Origin of the sequence: Rhodococcus erythropolis R138 (assembly GCF_000696675.2) — a bacterium.
Taxonomy (GTDB): Bacteria; Actinomycetota; Actinomycetes; order Mycobacteriales; family Mycobacteriaceae; genus Rhodococcus_F; species Rhodococcus_F erythropolis.
In genome coordinates this window covers 4,177,360-4,201,632 of sequence record NZ_CP007255.1, presented here as the reverse complement: position 1 = coordinate 4,201,632, position 24,273 = coordinate 4,177,360, and the positions used below count along the sequence as shown (strand labels likewise).

At 62.4% G+C, this 24,273-nt stretch carries 24 protein-coding genes and 1 tRNA gene; 3 read left to right on the top strand and 22 right to left on the bottom strand.

All coding sequences use genetic code 11. The features are described from left to right. Window positions 1-90: 90 nt before the first annotated feature. From H351_RS19235 to H351_RS19130, 22 genes are all read right to left on the bottom strand, one after another. Window positions 91-161: transfer RNA gene (locus tag H351_RS19235), tRNA-Cys, on the bottom strand. Window positions 162-264: 103 nt separating this feature from the next. Beyond that, a complete protein-coding gene (locus H351_RS19230) occupies window positions 265-891 on the bottom strand; it encodes a class I SAM-dependent methyltransferase (RefSeq protein ID WP_029255223.1) in 627 nt (208 codons plus the stop codon). Window positions 892-911: 20 nt separating this feature from the next. Next, window positions 912-1,631, bottom strand: a complete 720-nt coding sequence (locus H351_RS19225; RefSeq protein WP_029255224.1) for a hypothetical protein — start codon at window positions 1,629-1,631, stop codon at window positions 912-914. Beyond that, entirely contained in the window at window positions 1,628-2,212 is a 585-nt protein-coding gene (locus H351_RS19220) for an RNA polymerase sigma factor (RefSeq protein WP_029255225.1), read from the bottom strand. Before H351_RS19220 ends, H351_RS19225 begins: the two co-directional genes overlap by 4 nt. A gap of 30 nt (window positions 2,213-2,242) precedes the next feature. Next, window positions 2,243-2,926, bottom strand: coding sequence for a lysoplasmalogenase family protein (locus H351_RS19215; RefSeq protein WP_029255226.1), 684 nt, complete (start codon window positions 2,924-2,926; stop codon window positions 2,243-2,245). 4 nt (window positions 2,927-2,930) lie between these two features. Continuing rightward, window positions 2,931-4,526, bottom strand: coding sequence for an NADH-quinone oxidoreductase subunit NuoN (gene nuoN, locus H351_RS19210; protein ID WP_029255227.1), 1,596 nt, complete (start codon window positions 4,524-4,526; stop codon window positions 2,931-2,933). Beyond that, entirely contained in the window at window positions 4,523-6,127 is a 1,605-nt protein-coding gene (locus H351_RS19205) for an NADH-quinone oxidoreductase subunit M (protein ID WP_051636471.1), read from the bottom strand. The genes nuoN and H351_RS19205 overlap by 4 nt, the downstream gene beginning before the upstream one ends. Further along, window positions 6,121-8,013, bottom strand: a complete 1,893-nt coding sequence (nuoL, locus tag H351_RS19200; protein WP_029255229.1) for an NADH-quinone oxidoreductase subunit L — start codon at window positions 8,011-8,013, stop codon at window positions 6,121-6,123. Before nuoL ends, H351_RS19205 begins: the two co-directional genes overlap by 7 nt. A gap of 1 nt (window position 8,014) precedes the next feature. After that, window positions 8,015-8,314: an NADH-quinone oxidoreductase subunit NuoK gene (gene nuoK, locus H351_RS19195; protein WP_003942238.1), complete on the bottom strand. Its 300-nt coding sequence runs from the start codon at window positions 8,312-8,314 to the stop codon at window positions 8,015-8,017. After that, on the bottom strand, window positions 8,311-9,108 hold the full coding sequence (locus H351_RS19190; protein ID WP_020907504.1) for an NADH-quinone oxidoreductase subunit J: 798 nt from the start codon (window positions 9,106-9,108) through the stop codon (window positions 8,311-8,313). Before H351_RS19190 ends, nuoK begins: the two co-directional genes overlap by 4 nt. Continuing rightward, the gene (gene nuoI, locus H351_RS19185) at window positions 9,105-9,662 is read right to left on the bottom strand and encodes an NADH-quinone oxidoreductase subunit NuoI (RefSeq protein ID WP_029255230.1); all 558 of its coding nucleotides are present in this window, start codon (window positions 9,660-9,662) and stop codon (window positions 9,105-9,107) included. Before nuoI ends, H351_RS19190 begins: the two co-directional genes overlap by 4 nt. Then, window positions 9,655-11,010 carry an NADH-quinone oxidoreductase subunit NuoH gene (gene nuoH / locus H351_RS19180; RefSeq protein WP_029255231.1) on the bottom strand — a complete coding sequence of 452 codons (1,356 nt, stop codon included), beginning with the start codon at window positions 11,008-11,010 and terminating at the stop codon, window positions 9,655-9,657. Before nuoH ends, nuoI begins: the two co-directional genes overlap by 8 nt. Then, on the bottom strand, window positions 11,007-13,424 hold the full coding sequence (locus H351_RS19175) for an NADH-quinone oxidoreductase subunit G (protein ID WP_029255232.1): 2,418 nt from the start codon (window positions 13,422-13,424) through the stop codon (window positions 11,007-11,009). Before H351_RS19175 ends, nuoH begins: the two co-directional genes overlap by 4 nt. Further along, entirely contained in the window at window positions 13,421-14,740 is a 1,320-nt protein-coding gene (gene nuoF / locus H351_RS19170; RefSeq protein WP_019748171.1) for an NADH-quinone oxidoreductase subunit NuoF, read from the bottom strand. Before nuoF ends, H351_RS19175 begins: the two co-directional genes overlap by 4 nt. Window position 14,741: 1 nt before the next feature. Further along, complete coding sequence (nuoE, locus tag H351_RS19165; protein ID WP_029255233.1) at window positions 14,742-15,566, bottom strand: NADH-quinone oxidoreductase subunit NuoE; 825 nt, start codon at window positions 15,564-15,566, stop codon at window positions 14,742-14,744. After that, window positions 15,563-16,894, bottom strand: a complete 1,332-nt coding sequence (nuoD, locus tag H351_RS19160) for an NADH dehydrogenase (quinone) subunit D (RefSeq protein ID WP_019748173.1) — start codon at window positions 16,892-16,894, stop codon at window positions 15,563-15,565. The genes nuoE and nuoD overlap by 4 nt, the downstream gene beginning before the upstream one ends. Further along, on the bottom strand, window positions 16,894-17,556 hold the full coding sequence (locus H351_RS19155; RefSeq protein ID WP_020907509.1) for an NADH-quinone oxidoreductase subunit C: 663 nt from the start codon (window positions 17,554-17,556) through the stop codon (window positions 16,894-16,896). The genes nuoD and H351_RS19155 overlap by 1 nt, the downstream gene beginning before the upstream one ends. Further along, window positions 17,553-18,107, bottom strand: a complete 555-nt coding sequence (locus H351_RS19150) for a NuoB/complex I 20 kDa subunit family protein (protein WP_003942234.1) — start codon at window positions 18,105-18,107, stop codon at window positions 17,553-17,555. Before H351_RS19150 ends, H351_RS19155 begins: the two co-directional genes overlap by 4 nt. Before the next feature lie 80 nt (window positions 18,108-18,187). Next, window positions 18,188-18,547: an NADH-quinone oxidoreductase subunit A gene (locus H351_RS19145; protein ID WP_003942165.1), complete on the bottom strand. Its 360-nt coding sequence runs from the start codon at window positions 18,545-18,547 to the stop codon at window positions 18,188-18,190. 245 nt (window positions 18,548-18,792) lie between these two features. Then, a complete protein-coding gene (locus H351_RS19140) occupies window positions 18,793-19,185 on the bottom strand; it encodes an Rv3143 family two-component system response regulator (RefSeq protein ID WP_044480360.1) in 393 nt (130 codons plus the stop codon). Window positions 19,186-19,365: 180 nt separating this feature from the next. After that, complete coding sequence (locus H351_RS19135) at window positions 19,366-19,800, bottom strand: SRPBCC family protein (RefSeq protein ID WP_020907512.1); 435 nt, start codon at window positions 19,798-19,800, stop codon at window positions 19,366-19,368. Between the two features lie 86 nt (window positions 19,801-19,886). Then, window positions 19,887-20,366, bottom strand: coding sequence for a toxin-antitoxin system HicB family antitoxin (locus tag H351_RS19130; protein WP_021344051.1), 480 nt, complete (start codon window positions 20,364-20,366; stop codon window positions 19,887-19,889). Between the two features lie 154 nt (window positions 20,367-20,520). Here H351_RS19130 and thyX point away from each other — a divergent pair, with 154 nt between their 5' ends. Genes thyX through H351_RS19115 form a run of 3 tightly spaced genes read left to right on the top strand, consistent with a single transcriptional unit; the run spans window position 20,521 to window position 24,232 of the window. After that, window positions 20,521-21,273, top strand: a complete 753-nt coding sequence (thyX, locus tag H351_RS19125) for an FAD-dependent thymidylate synthase (protein WP_020907513.1) — start codon at window positions 20,521-20,523, stop codon at window positions 21,271-21,273. 43 nt (window positions 21,274-21,316) lie between these two features. Further along, window positions 21,317-22,222: a 4-hydroxy-tetrahydrodipicolinate synthase gene (gene dapA / locus H351_RS19120; protein ID WP_003942142.1), complete on the top strand. Its 906-nt coding sequence runs from the start codon at window positions 21,317-21,319 to the stop codon at window positions 22,220-22,222. Then, window positions 22,223-24,232 (top strand): ribonuclease J, encoded by a 2,010-nt coding sequence (locus H351_RS19115; protein ID WP_019748179.1) that lies wholly within the window; start codon window positions 22,223-22,225, stop codon window positions 24,230-24,232. The last annotated feature ends 41 nt before the right edge of the window (window positions 24,233-24,273 follow it).

The window sequence follows — 24,273 nt, the reverse complement described above, 5'->3', positions numbered from 1 at the left end:
GCGGAGACAGAGCGGAGCGATGCAGGCTGCGTGCACCGAATGTCATTGGTAGGTGGTTGGTCGCGGCATGAGTCGCTGGTTCGCAAGCTGAGCGGATGGCAGGAGTCGAACCTGCGTGGACGGTTTTGCAGACCGCTGCCTTGCCGCTCGGCCACACCCGCATTGATCCAATTATGTTCGTAGTGAACAACAGTCGCCAGGATTGTGATCAGGGTGAATTGATCGCCATGTGACGGATTGTGGGGAAGGCGGTGAACTGGCGGGCTAGGCGCGGGAGAACACCGCGACCAGGAATTCGGAATTGTCCTTGAACGGGCGCAGGTCCCACGTGGACAGCAGCAGATCAGCCTCGAGGCCACTCGCGGCCGCGTCGGCGAGAAACTCGGGGAACTCGTAGCCACGGCCGGCACCGAATCCGATGACCACTCGGCCGCTCGGAGCGAGATGACCAGCAAATCCTGACAATACTGCGTGCCTGGTTGACGGAGCGAGAAACGCCATCACGTTGCCTGCCGACACGATGACGTCGAAATTCGCCTCGACACCGCGGGCCGGTAGATCGAGCTCGGAGAGATCGCCGACAAGCCACGTCGGGCCTGGGTGGTCCTCCTCCGCGGCAGCGATGAGAACCGGGTCAACGTCGACTCCGACAACCACATGCCCGACGTCGTGCAGATAACCGCCGAGTCGGCCCGGCCCGCACCCTGCATCGAGAACCCGGCCACCGCGTCCGAGCATCGCGTCGATCAAACGTGCTTCCCCGACAATGTCCTTGCCGTCCGCTCTCATGGAACGGAAACGCTCGACATATCGTGTGGAATGCGTCGAGTCGGCTGCAGTGATCTCTTCCCACTGGCTGGGGATGCGCTCGTTCGGGGCCTGTGCAGTCATCTTTCGAGGGTACCGACAGCTCACCGGGTGCCGACGACCGTCCCGTCTGCGGCATATCCGACGAGAGTTGGACGCGGGAAGGTGAGCGAGAGGGGAATCCATCCGTAGAAGCGGTCTTCGGCAAGAATTGTCGGATAGATTTGGCCGTCTGCGGTGTGAAGTTCGGCCCGAACGGCACCTCCCGCCCCTGCGTCGTAGGTCGCCTCGTGCGAACCGGCCTCGTACCCGGCGCCGCCCCCGAATGAATCTGCGCCGTACAAGTCGCCGTTCGATCTGCAGCCGTGTCCGAGGCTGATGAATTTCGACGGACCAACCTTGTCGGTCTCGGATGACGTCTCGAAAACCGGGGCGACGCACCTCCAGCCATCAGCGCCGTGGGCAACGAAGACGCTGAACACGGTTCCGTCAGGTCCGGGGACGGACCCGACCCGCTCGGCGGTGGACGGATCTATTCCGCCGTTGGTTCCCGGCATGGTCTGCCAACCCGAGTACATATCCGTAAACGGTTTTGGCATCATCGCCGTGGCAGCGGCGCAGCCCACCATTCCCGCTGCACAGAGCATCGCGACGAGAGCTACGGCGCCTACCCGGCGGCGTGGAACTCTGGGTGTTCCAATGTTGTTTTCGTCAGCGATGATTCGGATGCGAGCGGCAACCTGGACGTTCTCGGGCCAGAGCTCGGCGGAAAGAGAATCGGTCGGCCGCAGCTTCTCGAGGGTGGTCAGCAGATCTTTGCTCATGGAGTACTCCCGTGTTCGGCGGCAGCGCAAGGTCGGGCGGTGTTCATCGGGATCGCGGTGTCGGATTCTGAAGCCAACCCGGTGCTTAATCGACGCCGAGCGCGAAAGAGTCGAACATGCATGGCTGGAACCGAACACCCGGCGACCCGCGCTGCTTCGGTGGCGGTCAATCCGTCCCAGGCAGTCAGGAGTAGGGCTTCACGCTCGGCGACGGTGAGTGTTGCCAGTGCTTCGAGCAGTTCTGTGCGGTTGGTGACAGTGACGTCGGCGCCCGGCGTCGATGCCGCGATCTCTTCGATTCGTCGCATCTTCTCGGTCAACGCATCGTGGCGCCGAACGCTCCGACGGTTGTTGTTCACGGTGTTTCGAGCCACCACCAACAGCCATGGAAGTGCCTGTTCGGGCACCTCGTCCAAGCGTCGCCAGGCAACGAGGAACGTCTCGGAGACAACTTCCTGTGCGCTGTGATGATCAACGTGGCGGCAGGTGTACGCGAACACCCGACCGGCGTAGGCGTCCCACAGGACGGTGAAACGCTCTTCGTCGCTCGGTGGTGGCCCGTCCTCGGATTTCGGCGTCATAAGAAGAGATGTCCGGCTGGTGGCTGATCCTTACAGCGTGGGCGCCAATGGACGGTATGCCGTGTTACTCCGGCCGAGGATTCCGACGGTCAGGAGCAACAACGCAAGGATGTACAGCGTCATGATCCAGATGCCGGCAGCGGCAGGCTGCCACTTGTTCGCCTGACCGAGCAGGATCAGGGCATCAGAGGTGAGGAACAGTGCGCCGCCGATACCGGTGATCGTGTTGTAGGCCAGTGCGGTGGACGCGGTTCCCACCAGGATTGCGGCGTACACAGGGACGGCAATCCGAAGTGCCGGTTCGAGACCGGTCCAGGCGTACGACACAAGGGCAATTCCGGCAACGGCGTACGCGCACAAAAACCATGGCCGCCTTCGTATCTCCCGAAGCGCGCCGTGCGAGAGAAAGAATCGGATGAAACAGACGTGACCGATCGCGAAGGCGGCCATCCCGATGACAAACGTGGAGTCCCAGATCAGGAACAGGTCTCCGAAAGCGCAGGCAATCAGCGCAGCAGCAACAATCCTCGGCCCGCCTTGGTCGACAACCCAGGCAGCCAGAATCGGCGCGAGCATGACCTTGGTGATCCCGTCCCAGGGCGCAGCATCAGCGGCATTCAGGATCAGATGAAGAATCGCCACCGCGGAAAACCCGACAAACCATGGCGACCGGAAGGTACTCGGCAGTCCGGCGTCGCGAACAGATTCACGCATCGGCTCAGTGCACGAAGTCCGCTGCACGCTCGGCGAGATCGAGCGCCGGCTGGGGGAGTATGCCGAGGATGAGCGTTACACCGGCGCCGAGGCCGATCACACTGCTGGTCAGTGCACTCGGCACCACGACGGTCGGTGCGTCTTCCGCCGATTCGGTGAAGAACATCAACACGATCACTCGCACGTAGAAGTAGGCGGCGATCGCGCTGCACAGGACGCCGACGATCACGAGAGGCGCGGCCCCACCCTCGGCGGCCGCGCTGAACACCGCGAACTTTCCGATGAACCCACTGGTCAACGGAATCCCGGCGAAAGCCAACAGGAACAGTGCAAACACAACGCCGACCAATGGTGAGCGTCTGCCCAATCCGGCCCAGCGCGACAGCGCAGCGACCTCACCGTCAGCGTCCCGGACCACACTGACGACGGCGAACGCACCCACGGTGCTGAATCCGTAAGCCAGAAGATAGAACATCGCCGAGGCGAGGCCGGCATCCGAGTCCGCCACCACGGCGGTCAGAATGAATCCGGTGTGCGCGATCGCCGAATAGGCCAGCATTCGCTTCATATCGGTCTGCGTCACGGCAACGATCGATCCGACAACCATCGTGAGAATCGCGACCGCCCACATCAGTGGGCGCCAGTTCACGTATTCATTGGGCAGGGCCACGTAGAAGACGCGAAGGATGGCGCCGAACGCGGCAATCTTGGTCGCAGTTGCCATGAAACTGGTGATCGGCGTCGGCGCCCCTTGATAGACGTCGGGAATCCACGAATGAAACGGCACTGCACCGACTTTGAACAGCAACCCCACTGCCACCAGGGCCGTTCCGAGCCAGAGGAAGGCGTCGGTGCCCGACCCGATGCGTGCTGCGTCGGCGATACCGGAGAGCGTGACCGTCCCGGCATAGCCGTACAGCAACGCAATTCCGAAAACGAAGAACGCCGACGAAAATGCCCCGAGCAGAAAGTACTTGAGCGCAGCTTCCTGGGAGAGCAGGCGACGTCTGCGTGCCAGACCGCACAGGAGATACAGAGGCAGTGAGAACACTTCGAGCGCAACGAACATCGTCAGTAGATCGTTCGAAGCCGGAAACAACAACATACCGCCGACCGCAAAGAGCGTGAGCGGAAAGACTTCGGTCTGGGCGATACCGACCTTCACTGCTTCTTGCTCCGCAACACTTCCCGGGACGCTCGACGCTTGAGGGGTGAAACTGCCGAGCGCGTCATGTTGCGCAATCACTTCGGCAGTGTTGCCCGAGCCTCGCTCGGCAATCAGCAGTACCGCGGGGATCGACACAAGAAGGATCGTGGCCTGCAAGAACAGCGTCGGTCCGTCGACCGCAACAGAACCCATCATCGCCGTCGACCGCGTGCCGGCGAGCAGAAGCACTGCCACGAACGCAGCCGCCAAACCTCCGACACCGAGAACGAGTTGCACTGGGTACCGAATACGCCGGGGTGCAAAGGCTTCGATGAGTACCCCGACCACCGCAACACCGAACACGATCAACATCGGCGCGAGCAGGCTGTATTCGATACTGGGTGATGCCGCGTCGGCCGAGCCGAGGATGGTCACGTCGTTGAAGGAACTCATTTGTGGACACCTCCTTCGTGGTCGGCGACGAGCGGCGTCGGTGCCTCGTGGACGACGGTGCGGCTCACTGCAGGAGTGATGACGTCCAAGGCAGGCTTGGGGTAGATGCCGAGGAGCAGGAGGAGTGCGATCAGAGGGGCGACCACCACGAGTTCGCGTCGCGCGAGGTCGCGGATCGTTCCCTGCCCTTCCTTCACCGGTCCGCCCATCATGCGCTGATAGAGCCAGAGTATGTAGATCGCGGACAGTACAAGCGCGACAGTCGCCGCGATAGCGGCCACGTGGTAGCGCGAGTACGTTCCGATCAGCACCAGGAACTCACTGACGAACGGCGCGAGACCCGGCAGCGACAGTGTTGCCAACCCCGCAACGAGGAATGTGCCGGCCAGGACGGGTGCGACTTTCTGGACGCCGCCGTACGCTGCGATCGATCGTGTACCTCGCTGCGAGACCAGGAAGCCCGCAATCAAGAACAGCGCGGCGGTGGAGATTCCGTGATTGACCATGTACAGCGCGGAACCTGCCTGGCTCTGGCTGGTCATCGCGAAGATTCCGAGAATGATGAAGCCGAAGTGTGAAATCGACGTGTAGGCGATCAGTCGCATGACGTCTGTCTGCGCGATCGCCAGTATTGCGCCGTAGACGATTCCGATCACGGCGAGCGTGATGATCCACGGTGCAAAAGTCGACGACGACTCCGGGAACAGTTGCAGGCAGTAGCGAATCATCGCGAAGGTGCCTACCTTGTCCACGACCGCCATCATCAACACTGCCGTCGACGGAGTCGATTCCACCGCGGAGTCCGGCAACCAACTGTGCAGCGGCCAGAGCGGTGCCTTGACCGCGAACGCGAACATGAATCCGAGGAACAAGGCGTTGAGCACCCCGGGTCCGACGCCGAGTTCACCGCTGCTCGCCGCGGACTCGATCGCTCGGAAGTCGAAAGTGCCGCTGGTGAAGGGACTCTCGTCGCGCGTGGTGACCACGTACAGGCCGATGACCGCAGCGAGCATAACCAGGCCGCCGAGGAGGTTGTAGAGCAGAAACTTCACGGCTGCGCGAGATCTGCCCACTCCGCCGAACCCGCCGATGAGGAAATACATCGGTATCAGCATTGCCTCGAAGAAAATGTAGAACAGGAGAATATCCAAGGCGCTGAACGAAATCATCACCATGGACTCGACAACAAGGATCAGCGCGAAATAGGTGTGCGGCATCCGCTTGGGTGATGCCGGGTCCGCGGGGACGTCGTTCCAGCCCGCGATCAGTAGTAACGGCACCAGCACTGCGGTGAGAAGAACCAGAACGAGTGCGATTCCGTCAAGTCCGAGTGTGTAGCTGGTACCGAAAGCCGGTATCCAGCTATGGCTTTCGACGAACTGAAACTGCTCGCCGCCGCGGTCGAATGCAACTCCGAGACCGCCGGCGATCACCAGGACTGCCACGGACACTGCCAGCGCGAGAGATTTGGCAAATTGGTACGACCGTGCAGGCAGAGCGAGGACAACACCCGCTCCGATGAGCGGAAGCAGCCAGAGCGCCGTCAGCGCAGGGAAGCCGGCATTGTTCACAGAGTCGCTCACCGCCGCTTCGATCACCACAGTGTCACCGCCATCATTGTCGCGACCACGAGTGTTGCTCCGACAAACATCACCAGCGCGTACGAACGAACGAACCCGGTCTGTAGCTTCCGCGTGAGCGTGGACAACCCGGTGACGACCACCGCAAAGCTACCCACGACGCCGCCTATTCCCTTGGTGTCGACCACTTCCAGCGACTTGGTGAGTTGTTGTCCCGGCTTCATGAACACCGCCTCGTTGAAGGCGTCACCGTACAGATCACGGCGAGCCGCAACGGTCAACGGAGAAACCGGAGTCGGTGCCACCACGGGAATCTCCCGGGTGGCGTACTCGCGATAAGCAATCGCGACGCCGGCGGCAACTGCGAGCAGCGCCAGCGCGGTGATCGACCATGCGGGTATCGGCGGTTCGACGTGATGGGAGCCGACTACCGGTTCCAGCCAGTTCTGCAAGCTGGACCCGATGGTCAGGAGCATGCCGGCCCCGACGGATCCCACCGCCAGAATGATCATCGGAGACGTCATCACCGCCGGAGATTCGTGAGGTTTCTGGTTCTCCCAGCGGGCCTTCCCGAAGAAGGTCATCAGCATCACGCGGCTCATGTAGAAGGCAGTGAGCGCCGCACCCAAGAGCGTGACGATGCCAAGCACAACACCCTTGACGCCGCCCTCGCCGATTGCAACCTCGATGATCTTGTCCTTGGAGAAGAACCCGGCAAACGGCGGAACACCGATGATGGCAAGATATCCGAGCCCGAACGTGACAAAAGTCAGTGGCATGAACGCCCGGAGTCCGCCGTAGCGCCGCATGTCGGTTTCGTCGTTCATCGCGTGCATCACGGAGCCGGCGCCGAGGAACAGGCCCGCCTTGAAGAATCCGTGGGTGATCAGATGAAGGATTGCGAAGGCGTATCCGGCTGGTCCGAGACCCGCGGCCAGGACCATGTATCCGATCTGACTCATGGTCGATGCGGCGAGCGCTTTCTTGATGTCGTCCTTCGCGCAGCCGATGATCGCACCGAACAGGAGCGTCACGGCACCGACGATGACAACCACGAGTTGAGCGTCGGGCGCGAGATCGAAGATCGGATTGGAGCGCACGATCAGGTAGACGCCGGCGGTGACCATCGTGGCCGCGTGAATCAGAGCCGAAACGGGGGTAGGGCCCTCCATCGCGTCGCCGAGCCACGACTGCAGCGGCACTTGCGCCGACTTCGCGCACGCAGCGAGGAGGAGCATCAGACCGATCGCCGTCAGGACACCTTCGCTTGCGCCGGACGCGTCGCCGAAGACATTGCTGAACGAGAGCGAGCCGAATGTGCTGAACATCAACATCATTGCGATCATCAATCCGATGTCGCCCACCCGATTGACGACAAAAGCCTTCTTGGCGGCAGTCGCCGCCGACGGCTTGTGCTGCCAGAAGCCGATCAGCAGGTATGACGCCAAACCGACGCCTTCCCAGCCGACGTAGAGTCCGAGGAAGTTGTCGGCGAGCACCAGAAGCAGCATTGCAGCGAGGAAAAGATTGAGGTACGCGAAGAACTTACGACGCTCGGGGTCGTGCGCCATGTATCCGACCGAGTAGATGTGGATCAGCGAACCTACACCGGTGATGAGCAGAACGAAACACATCGACAGTTGGTCCAGTTGCAGTCCGAACTCGACCTGAAGACTGTCGACCGGGACCCAACTGAACAGGTGCTCGGTGACGGTGCGGTCGGCGGTGTCACGGCCGAGCATGGCGATGAAAGACACCACTGCGACGACAAACGACGCGATAGCCATGACGCAGGCAAGCAGGTGACCCCACGTGTTCGTGCGACGACCGGCCAGCAAAAGGACAGCGGCGCCGCACAGCGGCAGGGCGGGGAGCAACCAGATGGCGGACGTGATTCCTCCTGACATATCAGTACTTCAGCAGGTCTGCGTCGTCGACGGATACAGAACGCCGAGATCGGAAGATGATCATGATGATTGCCAGGCCGACGACTACTTCGGCCGCAGCGACCACCATCGTGAAGAAGGCGAAGATCTGGCCGTCCAGATTGCCGTGCATGCGCGCGAAGGTCACGAACGCCAAGTTGGCGGCGTTGAGCATCAATTCGATACACATGAACACCACGATGGCGTTGCGGCGCAGGAGGACTCCTGCAGCTCCGATCGTGAACAACAGGACGGACAGATACAGATAGTTCTCGGGATTCATCGCTGAGTCTCCTCACCGGTGCTCGGATCCGGGGAACGTGGAGTGAGCGCGCTGCTGACCGAGAGCGTCGAGAATGTTCCGTCCGGCAACAAGGCCGGCATGTCCACTGCGTTGTGACGTGCGTACACGCCGGGACTGGGGAGTGGAGTGGCCGAGCCCTTTTCGGGATTGTCTTCATCGCTACCCAGGTACGCGAATCGTTGCTGCGAGAGTTCGCGTTGGCTGAGTGTGGCTCCGATCTTCTCCCGGTGCGCGAGCATCATTGCGCCGAGTGTCGCCGTGATCAGCAGTGCACCGGTCAGTTCGAAGGCCCAGACGTAGCGGATGAAGATGAGATCGGCGAGTGCGTCGATGTTGCCCTGGTCGAGTCCGGTGAATCCGGTGAAGCCCGAGATCGACGCATTTCCGAGGCCGCCGATAAGGAGTAGCCCGAATCCCACGCCGATCACGATCGCGCTGACTCGTTGTCCGCGTAGCGTTTCGACCAGGGAGTCCGAAGAATCCACGCCCACCAGCATCAGGACGAACAAGAACAACATCATCACCGCGCCGGTATAGACGACGATCTGGACGACACCCAGGAACAGTGCGCCCTGGACGATGTAGAACACGGCCAGAATGATCATCGTCATCGCAAGGAAGAGTGCAGAGTAGACGGCCTTGGGCGCGGCGACGACACCCAAAGCGCTGATCACCGCAAGGGTTCCGAGGATCCAGAACTGCACCGCCTCGCCGGTGGAGGTCGATGTCATCGTTCCCTCCGCCAGGATCGTGGTCGTGACCGCCGCGATCATTTCTCGGTCTCCGGGTTCGGCTCTCGCTCGGATACTGCTTGTTCGGGTGCTGCTGTGATGTCGCCGCGGTAGTAGTCGTCCTGAGTTGTGCCGGGACGCAGCGCGTGTGGTGGCGCTGTCATGTCGGGTTTCAGGGGCGCGAGCAGTCGGTCCTTCTCGTAGATCAATCCAGCTCGATTGTCGTCGACCATCTCGTACTCGTTGGTCATCGTGAGGGCCCGAGTGGGGCAGGCCTCGACGCAGAGGCCGCAGCCGATGCACCGCAGGTAGTTGATCTGATACACCTGCCCGTAGCGCTCTCCGGGGGAGAACCGTTCTTCTTCGGTGTTGTCAGCACCCTCGACATAGATCGCGTCGGCGGGGCAGGCCCAGGCACACAGTTCGCAACCGATGCACTTCTCGAGTCCGTCCGCATACCGGTTGAGTTGATGGCGACCGTGGTATCCGGGCGCGGTGGGGCGCTTCTCCTCCGGATAGAACTCGGTCTCGGGTTTCTTGAACATGGTCGAGAGCGTCACTCCGAAACCCGCGATAGGTCCGAGGAATTCAGGCATGGGAGTCCTCCGATGTGTCGGAAACATCTGTGCGTCGCGGCGGTGGCACGTTCTGACCAGGCAGTTTTTGACCAGGCAGTTTTTGACCAGGCAGTTTTTGACCAGGCAGCGGTGGAACCGGGAAGCCGCCCGACATTGCATCGAAAGGCAAGGTCCCCGAAGCGGTGACCAACGCGGCAGTTCGGCGTCGGCCGCGGTAGATCCCGGCCAACACGATCAGGAGCGCAGCTCCGAGAACCAGTGCGACGCAGAGAAGTACGACCCAGGTGTTGTAGCCCTCGTTGCGGAACGCACGAACGGTCGCGATCACCATCACCCATACCAAAGCTGCTGGGATCAAAACCTTCCAGCCGAGATTCATGAACTGGTCGTAGCGCAATCGAGGAAGCGTGCTGCGCAACCAGATGAAGACGAAGAGGAAGCCCCACACTTTCGCGACAAACCACAACACCGGCCACCAACCGGAATTGGCGCCGTCCCAAAGATTGAACGGGAACGGTGCGTGCCACCCGCCCAGAAACAGCGTGGTGGCCAGAGCGGACACCGTCACCATGTTCACGTACTCGGCCAGCATGAACATCGCGAACTTGAGGGAGGAGTACTCGGTGTGGAACCCACCTACCAGCTCACCCTCGGCCTCGGGAAGGTCGAAGGGAGCCCTGTTGGTTTCGCCGACCATGGCTGTCACGTAGATCAGGAAGGACGGCAGGAGGAGAAAGACGTACCAGGCTCCCTGTTGGGCGTCGACGATGCCGGACGTGGACATCGTGCCGGCGTAGAGGAAAACGGCAGCGAAAGACAGGCCCATCGCTACCTCGTACGAGATGACCTGAGCGGTCGATCGAAGTGCGCCCAGTAGGGGATACGTCGATCCCGAAGACCAGCCGGCAAGGACGATCCCGTACACACCGATAGAAGTGACGGCCAGGATGTACAGAACGCCGACCGGTAGATCGGTCAGTTGCAGGGGTGACCGGGTTCCGAAAATCGACACCTGTGGACCGAACGGGATGACAGCAAACGCCATGAAGGCGGGCACGACCGCGATGACGGGCGCGAGGAGGTAAATCGGTTTGTCGGCGCCGGTCGGTGTGATGCCCTCCTTGAGGGCGAGCTTGATTCCGTCAGCGAGGCTCTGGAGCATTCCACGGGGGCCGACGCGGTTCGGTCCGACACGCATCTGCATGCGTGCCATGACCTTTCGTTCCGCGTAGATCGCCACCAGCGGGGTGAGTACGAGGAACACGAAGATTGCGAGAGCCTTGCCGATCACCAACCACCACGGGTCGTGCCCGAACGCCGACAGGTCGACCGGAGCTGCGACCGTCCCGTACTCGTGGGTGTTCATTGCGCTCCCGCCTTCGCAATCTTCACCACGGACCCCGCGGTGACGCAGAGCGTTTCGTAGATCGTGCTACCCGGTGAATTGAGCGGGAGCCAGACTGTTCGAGGCGGGAGGTCGGTGATCTCCAACGGTAATGTGATGGAACCGGATTCAGTCGACACCGCAACGTGATCGCCGTTGTCGGCGCCGATCTCGGCAGCGGTCTCGGCCGACAAACGCACGAGCGACGGCCGTGCCGTACCCGCCAGGTTGGGCTCGCCGTCTTGCAATCGGCCGTTGTCGAGCAACATTCGCCAACTCGACAACACTGCCTCGCCCAGTGCCGGTGTGGGCATGGTGCCTGACGGGACCTGAGGCGAGGTGGGGCGCGATCCGGACCAAGCGCCGAGGCGGTGTATCTCCGAGCGTGCGGAATCTGCGTCGGGTAGGCCCAGATCGATGCCCATCTCGGCTGCGATCGCGTGGAGAACGCGCTGATCCGGCATTACTCCTGTCGTTCTCAACGCGGTGTCGAACACGCGCTCGCGGCCTTCCCAGTCGAGGAAGGTTCCGGGCTTCTCGGCGACCGGTGCCACCGGGAAGACGACGTCGGCGAGTTCGGTGACTCCGCTGTGACGGATCTCCAAACTCACAACGAACCCTGCGGCTTCGATCGCGGCCCTTGCCCTCGCCGGGTTCGGGAGATCACTCAACTCGACGCCGCCGACAAGAAGCGCAGCAGTCGTCTGCCCCGGATCCAGCAGACTCGCGGCGTCGCGACCGTCGGATGCCGGGATGGAGGCCCCCCACACTGATTCCACCTCCTGACGTGCTGCCGGGTCCGCAACGGGGCGTCCGCCGGGAAGCAATCCCGGTAGCGCGCCGGCCTCGACGGCGCCGCGATCACCAGCGCGGCGTGGTACCCAGGCCAAAGAAGCTCCCGTCGATTCGGCGAGTCGCAGCGCCGCGGCGAAGCCGCCTGCTACCGCACTCAGTCGCTCACCCAGCAGGATCACAGCACCGGGCTGCCGGAGGAGCTGACCCTCCTCACTGCCGGGGTGGGACAACGAATCCATCAGAGCTGCTTCACTTCCGGGAACGGTCCGAAGTAGACCACCGCCCATCTTCTGCAGGCCGCGCGTAGCGAATGGCGCGCTGGAGAGCACCGTCGTCTTGCCGAAACGTGCGGCCTTGCGCAGTCGCAGGAAGATGATCGGTGACTCCTCCTCGGGCTCGAGAGCTACCAGCAACGCGGTCGGGGCAGATTCGAGGTCCTGGTACGTCACCGACCCTTCAAGTGTGCGGCCAGCGACGTGAGCTGAGAGGAAATCTTCCTCTTCGGCTGAGTGAGCGCGGATTCGGAAGTCGATGTTGTTGGTAGCGAGAGCAACTCGCGCGAACTTACCGTAGGCGTAGGCGTCCTCCAAGGTAGAGCGTCCGCCGACGAGTACGCCTGCGTCACCGCGGGCCTGCGCGAAGGATCGCGCAACGAGGTCGAGTGCCATAGGCCACGACGCCGGAATCAATTCGCCGTCAGCATTGCGGATCAGGGGAGTGGTGATCCGATCACCTTGGGTCGTGTACGTGAAAGCGAAGCGCCCCTTGTCGCAGTTCCATTCCTCGTTGACGTCGGGGTCGTCCCCGGCGAGACGACGGAGAACCTTTCCGCGACGGTGGTCGGTGCGCTGAGCACATCCGTCGGCGCAGTGTTCACACACGCTGGGGCTGGACACCAGATCGAACGGTCGCGCCCGGAATCGGTATGCCGTACTGGTGAGCGCGCCGACCGGGCAAACCTGGATGGTGTTGCCCGAGAAGTAGGACTCGAAGGGCTCGTTGGCGTAGATTCCGACCTGTTGAAGCGCGCCGCGCTCGAGGAGATCGATGAACGGGTCGCCGGCGATCTGACTCGAGAATCGCGTGCACCTGGCGCAGAGGACACAACGCTCGCGGTCGAGGAGGATCTCGGACGAGAGGGGGATGGGCTTGGGGTAGGTCCTTTTCTCCTCACCGAACCGGGATTCGGTGCGACCGGTCGACATCGCCTGGTTCTGGAGCGGACACTCGCCGCCCTTGTCGCACACGGGGCAGTCCAGAGGGTGGTTAATGAGCAGGAGTTCCATCACCCCGCGTTGCGCCTTCTCGGCCACAGGCGACGTGAGCTGTGTGGTGACGACCATTCCGTCCGCAACCGGTGTCGTGCAGGACGCCACCGGCTTGCGTTGACCCTCGACTTCCACGATGCACTGGCGGCAAGCACCGACCGGGTCCAGAAGAGGATGATCGCAGAACCGCGGAATCTGGGTGCCGATCATCTCCGCAGCGCGAATGATCAACGTGCCCTTGGGGACCTGGAGTTCCCGGCCGTCGATGGTGAGGGTGACGAGATCGGTCGGCGGTGCCGCATCGGTTCCAGTGGCGGCGTCGGCTGCAGTCATGAGACGAACGCTCCTGTCGCGAGAACGGACCGGTGAGGATCGAACGGGCATCCGTTACCGTCGAAATGCGCTACGTATTCCTCGCGGAAGTACTTCAAGGAAGACATGATCGGGCTGGTCGCTCCATCACCCAACGCGCAGAAGGACTTTCCGAGGATCGTGTCCGAGATATCGAGAAGTTTGGTGAGATCGGCCTCGGTTCCTGTTCCGCCTTCGAGCCGTCGCAGGATCTGCACCAGCCAGTACGTGCCCTCGCGGCACGGCGTGCATTTACCGCAGGATTCGTGAGCGTAGAACTCGGTCCATCGCAACACCGCACGCACGATGCAGGTTGTCTCGTCGAATATCTGCAAGGCCTTGGTGCCGAGCATGGATCCCGCGGCGCCGACGCCTTCGTAGTCGAGTGGGACATCGAGATGTTCGTCGGTGAAGATCGGTGTCGAGGATCCGCCGGGAGTCCAGAATTTGAGGGTGTGTCCAGCGCGGACCCCGCCTGCGTATTCGAGCAGCTCGCGCAAGGTGATCCCGAGTTCAGCCTCGTACTGGCCGGGTGTGGTGACATGACCCGAGAGCGAATACAGCGTGAATCCCGGTGACTTCTCACTTCCCATCGACCGGAACCACTCCGGGCCGCCCAGGACGATCGACGGAACACTCGCGATGGACTCGACGTTGTTGACGACGGTCGGGCAGGCATAGAGACCGGCGACAGCGGGGAACGGCGGCCGCAGTCGGGGCTGACCGCGTCGTCCCTCCAACGAATCGAGGAGGGCCGTCTCTTCCCCACAGATATAGGCGCCGGCTCCGGCATGGACGACGAGATCCAGATCGAAACCCGAACCGAGGACGTTGCGGCCCAGATATCCAGCCGCGTAAGCCTCGGCGACAGCGGTCTGTAGGCGCCGCAGAACCGGGACAACCTCACCTCTGACGTAGATGAACGCCTTTGCTGCTCGAATTGCGTACGCCGCGATGATCACTCCCTCCACCAACGTGTGTGGGGTCGCCATCATCAACGGCATGTCCTTGCATGTGCCCGGTTCGGACTCGTCGGCATTGACGACGAGGTAGTGAGGCTTGCCGTCTCCTGGCTTGTCTTCGGAGACCTGGGGGATGAAGCTCCACTTGAGGCCTGTCGGGAAGCCCGCGCCGCCACGTCCGCGCAGGCCCGCGTCCTTGACGGTTTCGATCACGGCGTCGGGGGGCGTTGCCAGCGCTTTGCGCAGCGCCTGGTAGCCGTCGCGGCGAAGGTAGCTGTCGAGGGTCCATGAATTCGGTTGATCCCAGTATCGACTCAGGACGGGGGCGAGTGTCATGTCACTTCCCTTCGCCGGGAGCGTCGGCCGCGGAAGCCGAGCCGGGTGGGTTGTCGTCGAGAGATCGGCTGATACGTAGTCCGGCAAGAGTTGCATCGCCGACGGTCTGCGCTTCGGCTGCCTCGATTCGCGTATCCGGAAAACCAGCCAGAGTGCGCGCAGTCTGCCGGAACGAGCACAGCGTGGCACCGCGATCGGGTGTCACGCGCTCTCCGGCGCGGAGCGCATCGACGAGTGAGCGCGCCGATTCCGGGGTCTGATTGTCGAAGAACTCCCAGTTGATCATCATGACGGGGGCGTAGTCGCACGCCGCATTGCACTCGATGTGTTCGAGGGTGATCTTACCGTCGGACGTCGAGATGGAGTGTCCACCTTCATCTCTGGAGCCTGTCGAGCCCAGGTGCTCTTCGAGTGCCGCGAGGATGTCGTCGCCGCCCATGATCGCGCACAGCGTGTTGGTGCAGACTCCGACCAGATACTCACCCGTCGGCCCCCGGCGATACATGGAGTAGAAGGTGGAAACTGCGGCGACCTCGGCGCCCGTCAAACCCAGCTTGGCACTGCAGAAATCGATCCCGGCCGGGGTGATGTACCCGTCCTCGGATTGCACGAGATGAAGGAGCGGCAAGAGGGCGGATCGACTGGTGGTCGCGACGGCGTCAGGCTCACGGTAGCGAGCGATGACGGTTTCGGCGTCGGCGTCGAGTCGGGCGAGTACGTCGGGTGGATAGCTCGATCGTGCGCCAGGGCGTACCAATTGCGTGGGCTCCTCCGGGCGCGGCCCGAGTTCGATGAACACGCGTGACGAGCTGTTCGGGCCGGTCATCGGTCCACTCCGCCCATGACGGGATCGATACTGGCAACCGAAGCGATCACGTCGGACACCATGCCTCCCTCACACATCGCGGCTACTGCCTGAAGGTTGGTGAACGACGGGTCCCGGAAATGGACGCGGTACGGCCGGGTTCCCCCGTCGCTGACCATGTGCACCCCCAGTTCGCCACGCGGAGACTCGACGGCGACGTACACCTGACCTGGCGGCACGCGGATACCCTCGGTGACCAGTTTGAAATGGTGAATCAGACCTTCCATGGAGGACTCCATGATCTTGGCGATGTGCTTCTGCGAGTTGCCGAGGCCATCCGGTCCCACAGCGAGATCGGCAGGCCAGGCGATCTTCTTGTCGTCCACCATGACCGGGCCCGGTTGTAGCTTGTCGAGGCACTGCTCCACGATCTTGAGGGACTCCTTCATCTCCTCGACGCGGATGACGTACCTTCCGTAGCAATCGGATCCGTCGTGTGTCACTACGTCGAACTCGTAGTTCTCGTAGCCGCAGTACGGCTGCGCTCGACGCTGATCGTGGGGGAGACCTGTGGCGCGAAGGACCGGCCCCGTCACCCCGAGCGCCATACAGCCGGTGAGATCGAGATATCCGATTCCCTGGGTACGTGCTTTCCAGATGGAGTTGTCGCTGAGCATCAGTTCGACGTCACGTAACCGTTTCGGTAGGACCTTCAACAATTCCCGAACCTTCGCGACCGACCCGTCGGGTAGATCCTGAGCGAGACCACCAGGCCTGATGTAGGCGTGATTCATCCGCAGTCCGGTGATCGTCTCGAACACATCCAGAATCAATTCGCGTTCGCGGAATCCGAACAGCATCGCCGTTACGGCGCCCAGTTCCATTCCGCCGGTCGCCAGGGCCACGAGATGTGAGGAGATCCGATTGAGTTCCATCATCATCACGCGAATGACGGTGGCTCGCTCAGGAATGTCGTCGGTGATGTCGAGAAGTTTCTCGACTCCGAGGCAGTACGCGGTTTCGTTGAAGAACGGTGACAGGTAGTCCATTCGAGTAACGAAAGTGACGCCTTGCGTCCAGTTCCGGAATTCGAGATTCTTCTCGATTCCGGTGTGCAGGTAGCCGATTCCACATCGAGCTTCCACGACCGTCTCACCCTCGATCTCGAGAATGAGGCGCAAGACCCCGTGAGTGGACGGATGCTGCGGGCCCATGTTGACCACGATCCGTTCCGCCTCGCCGGTTCGCTGGCGGGCGGCCGCGGTGACGATGTCGTCCCAGTCCTGACCCGATGCCGTGACGACGGTTTCCGTCGTGGCACCGGAGTTGCTTCCTGTCGTCTCGTTCATCAGTTGTACGACCTACGCTCGTCGGGAGGCGGAGTCTGGGCGCCCTTGTACTCGACCGGGATACCGCCGAGCGGATAGTCCTTCCGCTGGGGGTGGCCTTTCCAGTCGTCGGGCATCTCGATGCGGGTCAGGGCCGGATGACCGTCGAAGACGATCCCGAAGAAGTCGTACGTCTCGCGTTCATGCCAGTCATTGGTCGGGTAGATCCCGACGATCGACGGAATATGCGGATCGGAATCCGGCACAGATACTTCCAGCCTGATTCGGCGGTTGTGCGTAATCGAGGCAAGTGGATACACGGCGTGCAGTTCACGACCGGTGTCCTGCGGGTAGTGCACTCCGTCGACACCCAGGCAGAGCTCGAAGCGAAGGTCCGGTTCGTCGCGCAGTCTTCGCGCAACCTGCGGCAAGTGGGAGCGTTCGACGTGCAGCGTCATCTCGTCTCGAAAGATCACTACACGCTCGACTGCAGCGGCGAAAGTGCCACCCGCGCTGCTCAATGCCGCGTCCAACGAATCCGCGACTGCATCGAAATAACCGCCGAAGGGTCGAGAAGCCTTGTCCTCTAGAGAGATCGGAGGGGCAAGCCTGCTGTAGCCCGAGGTGTCGCCAGTGCCGCGGACCCCGAACATCCCTCTCGCGCCGGTGTTACCCGAGGTCATCGCAGCAGCCCCTTCATGTCGATGGTGGGGGTGGATGCCAGTGCGGCGCGCTCGGCTGCCGCGCGTGCCTCTTCGCGGTTCACGCCGAGGGGCATTTCCTGGATCTTTCGGTGCAGTTCGATGATCGCGTTCAGGAGCATCTCCGGCCGCGGCGGACAGCCGGGCAAGTAGATGTCGACCGGCACGATGTGGTCGACGCCCTGAACCACTGCGTAGTTGTTGAACATTCCGCCGGACGACGCGCATACACCCATGGCCAGAACCCATTTCGGCTCGGCCATCTGGTCGTAGACCTGACGAAGTACCGGGCCCATCTTTTGACTGACCCGCCCGGCCACGATCAGAAGGTCTGCCTGTCGCGGCGACGCGCGGAATGCCTCCATGCCGAACCGCGCCAGGTCGAAGCGACCCGACGTGGTTGCCATCATCTCGATGGCGCAGCACGCGAGCCCGAAGGTGGCAGGCCACAGTGATCCTTTGCGGGCATAACCTGCCAGGCCCTCGACCGTGGTCAGTAGAAATCCGCTGGGGAGCTTTTCTTCGAGACCCATATCCGACTCTTTTCAGTCGTAACAGCTGCGGTGTGACCGGTTTTGTCTGACTCGTGTGTGCTGTTCCTGTGTTCGCTGAGCTAGTCCCAACCGAGACCGCCTCGTCGCCATTCATATGCGTATGCCACCGAGACGTTGACTATGAAAAGGCCCATCGCCGCGAGGCCGAACAAACCGAGCGAATCGAAATGCACCGCCCACGGATAGAGGAAAACGATCTCGATGTCGAAGATGATGAACAGCATTGCCGTCAGATAGAACTTGACGGGAAACCGTCCGCCACCAGCGGTACGGGGTGCCGGTTCGATTCCGCATTCGTAGGCTTCGAGTTTCGCCCTGTTGTACCGCTTCGGGCCGACCACGGACGCGAGAACAACCGACACCACAGCGAAGGCCATCGCGATGACCCCGAGAACGAGAATGGGGATGTAAGCGTTCATCTCACCCGAACTCCTCTCCGCTGTGCGGATGTCCGCCTAGCCCGAAGGTGCCGTTAACCCGAAGGTGCCGTTAACCCGAAGGTGCCGTTCGATTTCGATACTGCCAGCAATTCGACACTTATGTGACCTGCGACACCCACACTAGGGGAGGCCTCCGACATTGGGTTGATTTTCGAGGTGCCGAGTTTCGCTCTCGAAAGTCCGAAGTAGTCGGCGCCGCAACGAATCACCGCTGCAACGGGTGCTCACCGGCTCAGTTGCCGACGCAGAAGTGCGATGACGGTGGAAGAGAGTTCCATCGGATCTATCGGCTGCGGCACTGAGGCTTCCGCTCGCGACCACGACGCCAGCCACGCATCGTCGGGTCGACCGGTCAGTACGAGGATCGGCGGACAGTCGACGATCTCGTCCTTGAGTTGTTTCGCGACGCCCATGCCGCCCGCCGGACTCGCCTCGCCGTCGAGGATGGCGAGATCGATTCCGCCGGCATCGAGCTTGTCGACGACGATCGGCGCGGTCGCGACCTCGACGTAGTCGATGGTGGGCATCGAAGGGTGTGGGCGCTCTCCGAGAGCGAGCCGAACTTGCTCGCGGGTGTGTGCGTCGTCGCTGTAGACGAGGATGCGCACGGGTGCCATGGAGTTGGGCTCTGCGGTCTCGGCGGACACGCGGCCGACGTTACTCCGGGCGGTCCACGGCTACCGGCGAATGTTCAACATCGGCAAGAACTTCCGAGAAATCGCAGCTGGGCTTCACAGCAAACGGCCCCTACCCGGCGATGAACGCCGAAGTAAGGGCCGCCTGAATTGCGTGTGCGCTCAGAAGTTTTCGACGAACTTCGTCAGGCCCTTGCTTGCTGTTTCCAGGGCCGTCTTCTGCGCCTTCTTCACCAGGAAGCCCGGCAGCGGGATCTTGGGATCGATGGTCAGTTCGAAGGTGACCTTGGTTCCACCGTCGGTGGGAGTCAAGACGTACGAGCCGTCCTGCTGGTTCTGCTGGCCGCTCTCGACGAGTGTCCAGGTCACCTTGTCGTCGCCCTCGAAGGTGTAGTCGACTACCTGCTCGTCGTTGATTCCCAGAATGGACACGGCCATGCGAACGCGATGGGGTCGACCGTCGTCGTGAGTGCTCTCGATGGTGATCTTCTTGTGCGCAGACGACCACTCCGGCAGCCGATCGACGGCAGCTACGGCCTTCATCACCGTTTCCGGATCAGCCTTGATCTCGAATTCCTTGACGCCCGAAACGGCCATGAACGTGCTCCTTCTCGCCTTGCGGCAACGGTTCGTGATTACTGCAGTTGCGCAATTAGATCATCGGCGATCAGGGTGGCGTCGAACTAGTCCATGCCGTTCTTGCGCATCTGGTCCCGCAATGCGCCCTGAACGGCTTGTGAAACCCACGAGTTGAGGGAGACTCCGTTCTGATTGGCTGCCTCCTCGGCGCGGGCTTTGATCTGCTCCATCATCCTCAACGTCACTCGGCTGATATCGCCGCTGACGTCGTCGAACGAGTAAGTGGAGTCCTTTCTTTCATCGTCTGCCTTCTCGTTTCCGCCCTCGCCGCCGGTCGAATTCGTCGGGCGGACGACGTCGGTCACGATCTCGTTGCCGTCGAGATTGACCCTGACCTCGCGGCCGTCGAGTTTGGTCCCGATCTCCTTGGCCAACTCCGTCGCCGCGGCCAACAAGACCAGGCGGACCGAGGGTTCGATGGCGGCGGACAACGACGCCGCAATCCGGCGCGTGTGATCGTCGCCGAGTTCGGCTGCGGTGACGAGGTCATTCTGCAGCTTCGCGGTGTACTCCGAAATGTCCATGACACCAGAGTGGCGTCAAAAGTGACGTCAGTCAAGGATGTGATGACGTCACTCGATCTCGGGGGTGGTCGACCGCTATAGAGTTGCCCAGCACCTGAGGCGAACGGCGCCCGGGTTTCGTGCTGGTCGTTTCGTGCTTGTCGAGGAGTGGGTTGTGCCGAACACGGTGTCGCTGAAAGTGCAGTTGGTGGCGAAGTCCGAGTTCTTCCCGCCCGAGGACATTCCGTGGGAGACGGACGCGGATGGCGGCGAAGCACTCGTCGAATTCTCCGGCCGAGCCTGCTACCAGAGTTGGTCCAAGCCGAATCCGCGAACCGCAACCAACGCCGGCTACCTCAGACATCTGCTCGAGGTCGGACACGTTTCGGTGCTAGAGCACGCGACGGTGAGCTTCTACATCACTGGTATCTCGCGCTCGTGCACTCACGAATTGATTCGTCACCGGCACTTCTCGTACTCGCAACTCTCGCAGCGATTCGTTCGCGAGAATGATGCGAACGTTGTCGTGCCTCCCGCGGTCGAAGGTGATCCTGAGCTCGAAGCACTGTTTCTGTCTGCCACCGACGAGAGCCGTCGCGCTTACGGCGAACTGCTGACCGCCCTCGAGGGGAAATTGCAATCAGTGCCCGGTGCCCCGATGCGTGGGAAGCAAGCCAGGCAAGCTGCGCGCTCGGTGCTGCCCAACGCAACCGAGACGCGCTTGGTCGTGACCGGGAACTATCGGGCCTGGCGGCACTTCGTCGAGATGCGCGCCACCGAACATGCCGACGTCGAGATCCGGCGAGTCGCGATCGAGTGCCTACGTCAGCTTCGTGACGTCGCCCCAAATGTGTTCGGGGACTACGAGATTCTCCGCGGAAGCGACGGATCGGAAATCGCCGTCAGTGCATTTGCGGCCGAGTCGTGACTCGTGTGCAGAAGTAAGAGCTGAACCGGGTAACCTTCTGACCATGACCTACGGTGATTCCGCTTCTCTTGTCGAGCGTCCGTTCGGCACCATTTCCGTTGCGATGGTGACCCCGTTCACTGCCGACGGGAAGTTGGACGTCGACGCGGGAGTGCGCCTCGCAGCCCATCTCGTCGACAACGGCTGCGACGGCCTCGTTCTTGCCGGCACGACCGGTGAGTCTCCCACCACCACCGAGTCCGAGAAGCTCGACCTGCTCCGCGCAGTGATCGACGCCGTCGGCAACCGCGCGAAGATCGTTGCAGGCGCCGGGAGCAACGACACCGCCCACAGTGTCGAACTCGCCCGTGACGCGGCTCGCGCCGGAGCGCACGGTCTGCTCGTCGTCACCCCGTACTACTCGCGTCCGCCCCAGGCCGGACTCTTTGCACACTTCACCGCCGTCGCCAACGCGACCGACCTGCCCGTCATGTTGTACGACATTCCGCCCCGCTCCGTCGTCCCCATCGAGACCGAAACGATCCGCCGACTCGCCGAGCACCCGCGGATCAAGGCCGTCAAGGATGCCAAGGGTGACCTCAACGCCGGCGCAGAGTTGATCGGCACCACCGAGCTTCAGTTCTTCTCCGGTGACGACCCGCTGAACCTGCCGTGGCTCGCTGTCGGTGCTACCGGCTTCGTCAGCGTCATCGGCCATCTCGTTCCGGGTCGCCTCCGCGACCTCCACACCGCGTTCGTGTCCGGCGACATCGCCCGCGCACGCGAGATAAACCTCAGTTTGATCCCTGTGATTCGTTCCGTTGCCCGCCTCGGCGGTGTCAGCGCTTCGAAGGCGGGTCTGCGACTCATCGGAATCGATGTCGGAGAACCACGCCTTCCGCAGGTTGCACCCACTAAAGAGCAGATCGACGGTCTTGCCGCCGATCTGCATGCGGCAGGAGTTTTGTAAATGACCCGTCCCCCCCGACGTCGTAGTGCCAGTCGTCAAGCCGGTCCGCCTTCGCCTCCGGCTCCCGAAACGGCCGCGAAGGCCGCACCGGTAGAGGCACCAGCTGCGCCGGCGGCAGAAGCGGCCCCCGCCGCAGCCGCCCCGCCCAAGAAGGCCGCAGCAGCCAAATCTGCAGCGACCAAGTCCGCAGCCACCAAATCTGCTGCACCCAAGAAATCGACCGAAGACAGGTCGCCACGCAAATCTGCCGGCGGCAACCGTCCGGCAGCGTCGAAGGCGGGCAACGGGCGCGGAAACAAGCGCCCCGAGAACCGTCCGGCCGTCGATCCCACAGGTCGCCTCGGAACACCCCCGAAGGCGCCGGCATCAGGTCTGCGCATCGTTGCTCTCGGCGGCATCGGCGAAATCGGTCGCAACATGACGGTGTTCGAGCACCGCGGCAAGTTGCTGATCGTCGACTGCGGTGTGCTGTTCCCCGAGGACCAGCAGCCCGGCGTCGACCTGATCCTCCCGGACTTCCGCTACATCGAAGACCGTATGGACGACGTCGAAGCCGTCATCTTGACTCACGGCCACGAGGACCACATCGGTGCTCTACCGTTCTTGCTGCGCCTGCGCGCGGACATTCCGGTCATCGGCGCGAAGTTCACTCTCGCCCTCGTTGCCGCCAAGTGCCGCGAGCATCGCCTGCGACCGAACCTCGTCGAGGTCGTCGAAGGAAACACCACCACTCACGGCCCGTTCGACTGCGAGTACTTCGCCGTCAACCACTCGATTCCCGACGCGCTCGCAATCGCGATTCGCACCGACGCCGGAGTTGTACTGCACACCGGTGACATCAAGCTCGATCAGCTGCCTCTCGACGGCCGCCTGACCGACCTCGCCGGTTTCTCCCGCCTGGGCGACGAGGGTGTCGACCTGTTCCTCGTGGACTCGACCAACGCCGAGGTCCCGGGATTCGTCACGCCCGAGCGTGAAATCGGGGGAGTGCTCGACAACGTCATCGGCAAGGCGAAGCAGCGCGTCATCGTGGCATCGTTCGCCAGCCACGTGCACCGCATCCAGCAGGTCGTCGACGTTGCCGCTCGGTACAACCGTCGCATCGTCTTCGTCGGCCGCTCGATGGTCCGCAACATGCAGATCGCCCAGGATCTCGGCTACCTCACGGTGCCAGACGGCCTGGTCGTCGACATCGACACCGCCGCCACCCTTCCCGACGATCGCCTCGTTCTCATCTCCACGGGTTCGCAGGGTGAGCCGTTGGCAGCGCTCTCGAGGATGGCGCGCGGCGAGCACCGCCAAATCAACATCCGGGCCAACGACTTGGTCGTTCTCGCGTCCTCCCTGATCCCGGGCAACGAGAACTCCGTTTTCGCCGTGGTCAACGGCTTGGCCAAGCGTGGTGCCACCGTCGTGACTCAGCAGAGCGCCAAGGTTCACGTCTCGGGCCACGCGTCCGCCGGTGAGCTGCTCTACCTGTACAACGCGGTTCGGCCCACCAACGCCATGCCCGTCCACGGTGAATGGCGCCACCTGCGTGCCAACGCCGCCCTTGCCAAGGCCACCGGCGTTCCGGAAGAGCGCATCGTGCTGGCCGAGGACGGCGTCGTGGTCGACATGGTCGACGGCCTCGCCGAGATCGTCGGACGCGTACCGGTCGGACACGTCTACGTCGACGGTCTTTCAGTCGGCGACGTCGGCGAGCCGACGCTCTCCGATCGCCTCGTACTCGGCGAAGGCGGCTTCATCGCCATCACCATCGTCATCAACGAGTCGACAGGACGCGCAGTCAGCACTCCCGAGGTGTCCGGTCGCGGCTTCTCCGACGATCCGACGGCACTCAAGGCCGCCGCGGATCTCGTGGAATCGGACCTGGCCCGGTTGGCGAGCGAAGGCGTCATCGACGCTCATCGCATCGCGCAGTCCGTGCGCCGCGTCGTCGGACGCTGGGTCGCGGACAAGTACCGCCGCCGTCCGATGATCATTCCGACGGTCATCGCGGTTCCGTAGATTCGGCACAGCAGGTCGCTTCCGCTCGAACCCGGTCCGGT

Coding starts and splice junctions, on each gene's coding strand:
- H351_RS19155 (WP_020907509.1), bottom strand. CDS start 17,556: ATGACCTCGGGTAACACCGGCGCGAGAGGGATGTTCGGGGTCCGCGGC.
- nuoN (WP_029255227.1), bottom strand. CDS start 4,526: ATGAGTTCCTTCAACGACGTGACCATCCTCGGCTCGGCCGACGCGGCA.
- nuoL (WP_029255229.1), bottom strand. CDS start 8,013: ATGTCAGGAGGAATCACGTCCGCCATCTGGTTGCTCCCCGCCCTGCCG.
- H351_RS19115 (WP_019748179.1), top strand. CDS start 22,223: ATGACCCGTCCCCCCCGACGTCGTAGTGCCAGTCGTCAAGCCGGTCCG.
- H351_RS19175 (WP_029255232.1), bottom strand. CDS start 13,424: ATGACTGCAGCCGACGCCGCCACTGGAACCGATGCGGCACCGCCGACC.
- H351_RS19140 (WP_044480360.1), bottom strand. CDS start 19,185: ATGGCACCCGTGCGCATCCTCGTCTACAGCGACGACGCACACACCCGC.
- H351_RS19220 (WP_029255225.1), bottom strand. CDS start 2,212: ATGACGCCGAAATCCGAGGACGGGCCACCACCGAGCGACGAAGAGCGT.
- nuoD (WP_019748173.1), bottom strand. CDS start 16,894: ATGAACGAGACGACAGGAAGCAACTCCGGTGCCACGACGGAAACCGTC.
- H351_RS19130 (WP_021344051.1), bottom strand. CDS start 20,366: ATGGACATTTCGGAGTACACCGCGAAGCTGCAGAATGACCTCGTCACC.
- H351_RS19215 (WP_029255226.1), bottom strand. CDS start 2,926: ATGCGTGAATCTGTTCGCGACGCCGGACTGCCGAGTACCTTCCGGTCG.
- H351_RS19190 (WP_020907504.1), bottom strand. CDS start 9,108: ATGATCGCGGCGGTCACGACCACGATCCTGGCGGAGGGAACGATGACA.
- H351_RS19230 (WP_029255223.1), bottom strand. CDS start 891: ATGACTGCACAGGCCCCGAACGAGCGCATCCCCAGCCAGTGGGAAGAG.
- nuoK (WP_003942238.1), bottom strand. CDS start 8,314: ATGAATCCCGAGAACTATCTGTATCTGTCCGTCCTGTTGTTCACGATC.
- dapA (WP_003942142.1), top strand. CDS start 21,317: ATGACCTACGGTGATTCCGCTTCTCTTGTCGAGCGTCCGTTCGGCACC.
- nuoH (WP_029255231.1), bottom strand. CDS start 11,010: ATGAACACCCACGAGTACGGGACGGTCGCAGCTCCGGTCGACCTGTCG.
- H351_RS19150 (WP_003942234.1), bottom strand. CDS start 18,107: ATGGGTCTCGAAGAAAAGCTCCCCAGCGGATTTCTACTGACCACGGTC.
- H351_RS19135 (WP_020907512.1), bottom strand. CDS start 19,800: ATGGCCGTTTCGGGCGTCAAGGAATTCGAGATCAAGGCTGATCCGGAA.
- nuoE (WP_029255233.1), bottom strand. CDS start 15,566: ATGACCGGCCCGAACAGCTCGTCACGCGTGTTCATCGAACTCGGGCCG.
- nuoF (WP_019748171.1), bottom strand. CDS start 14,740: ATGACACTCGCCCCCGTCCTGAGTCGATACTGGGATCAACCGAATTCA.
- H351_RS19145 (WP_003942165.1), bottom strand. CDS start 18,547: ATGAACGCTTACATCCCCATTCTCGTTCTCGGGGTCATCGCGATGGCC.
- H351_RS19225 (WP_029255224.1), bottom strand. CDS start 1,631: ATGAGCAAAGATCTGCTGACCACCCTCGAGAAGCTGCGGCCGACCGAT.
- nuoI (WP_029255230.1), bottom strand. CDS start 9,662: ATGCCTGAATTCCTCGGACCTATCGCGGGTTTCGGAGTGACGCTCTCG.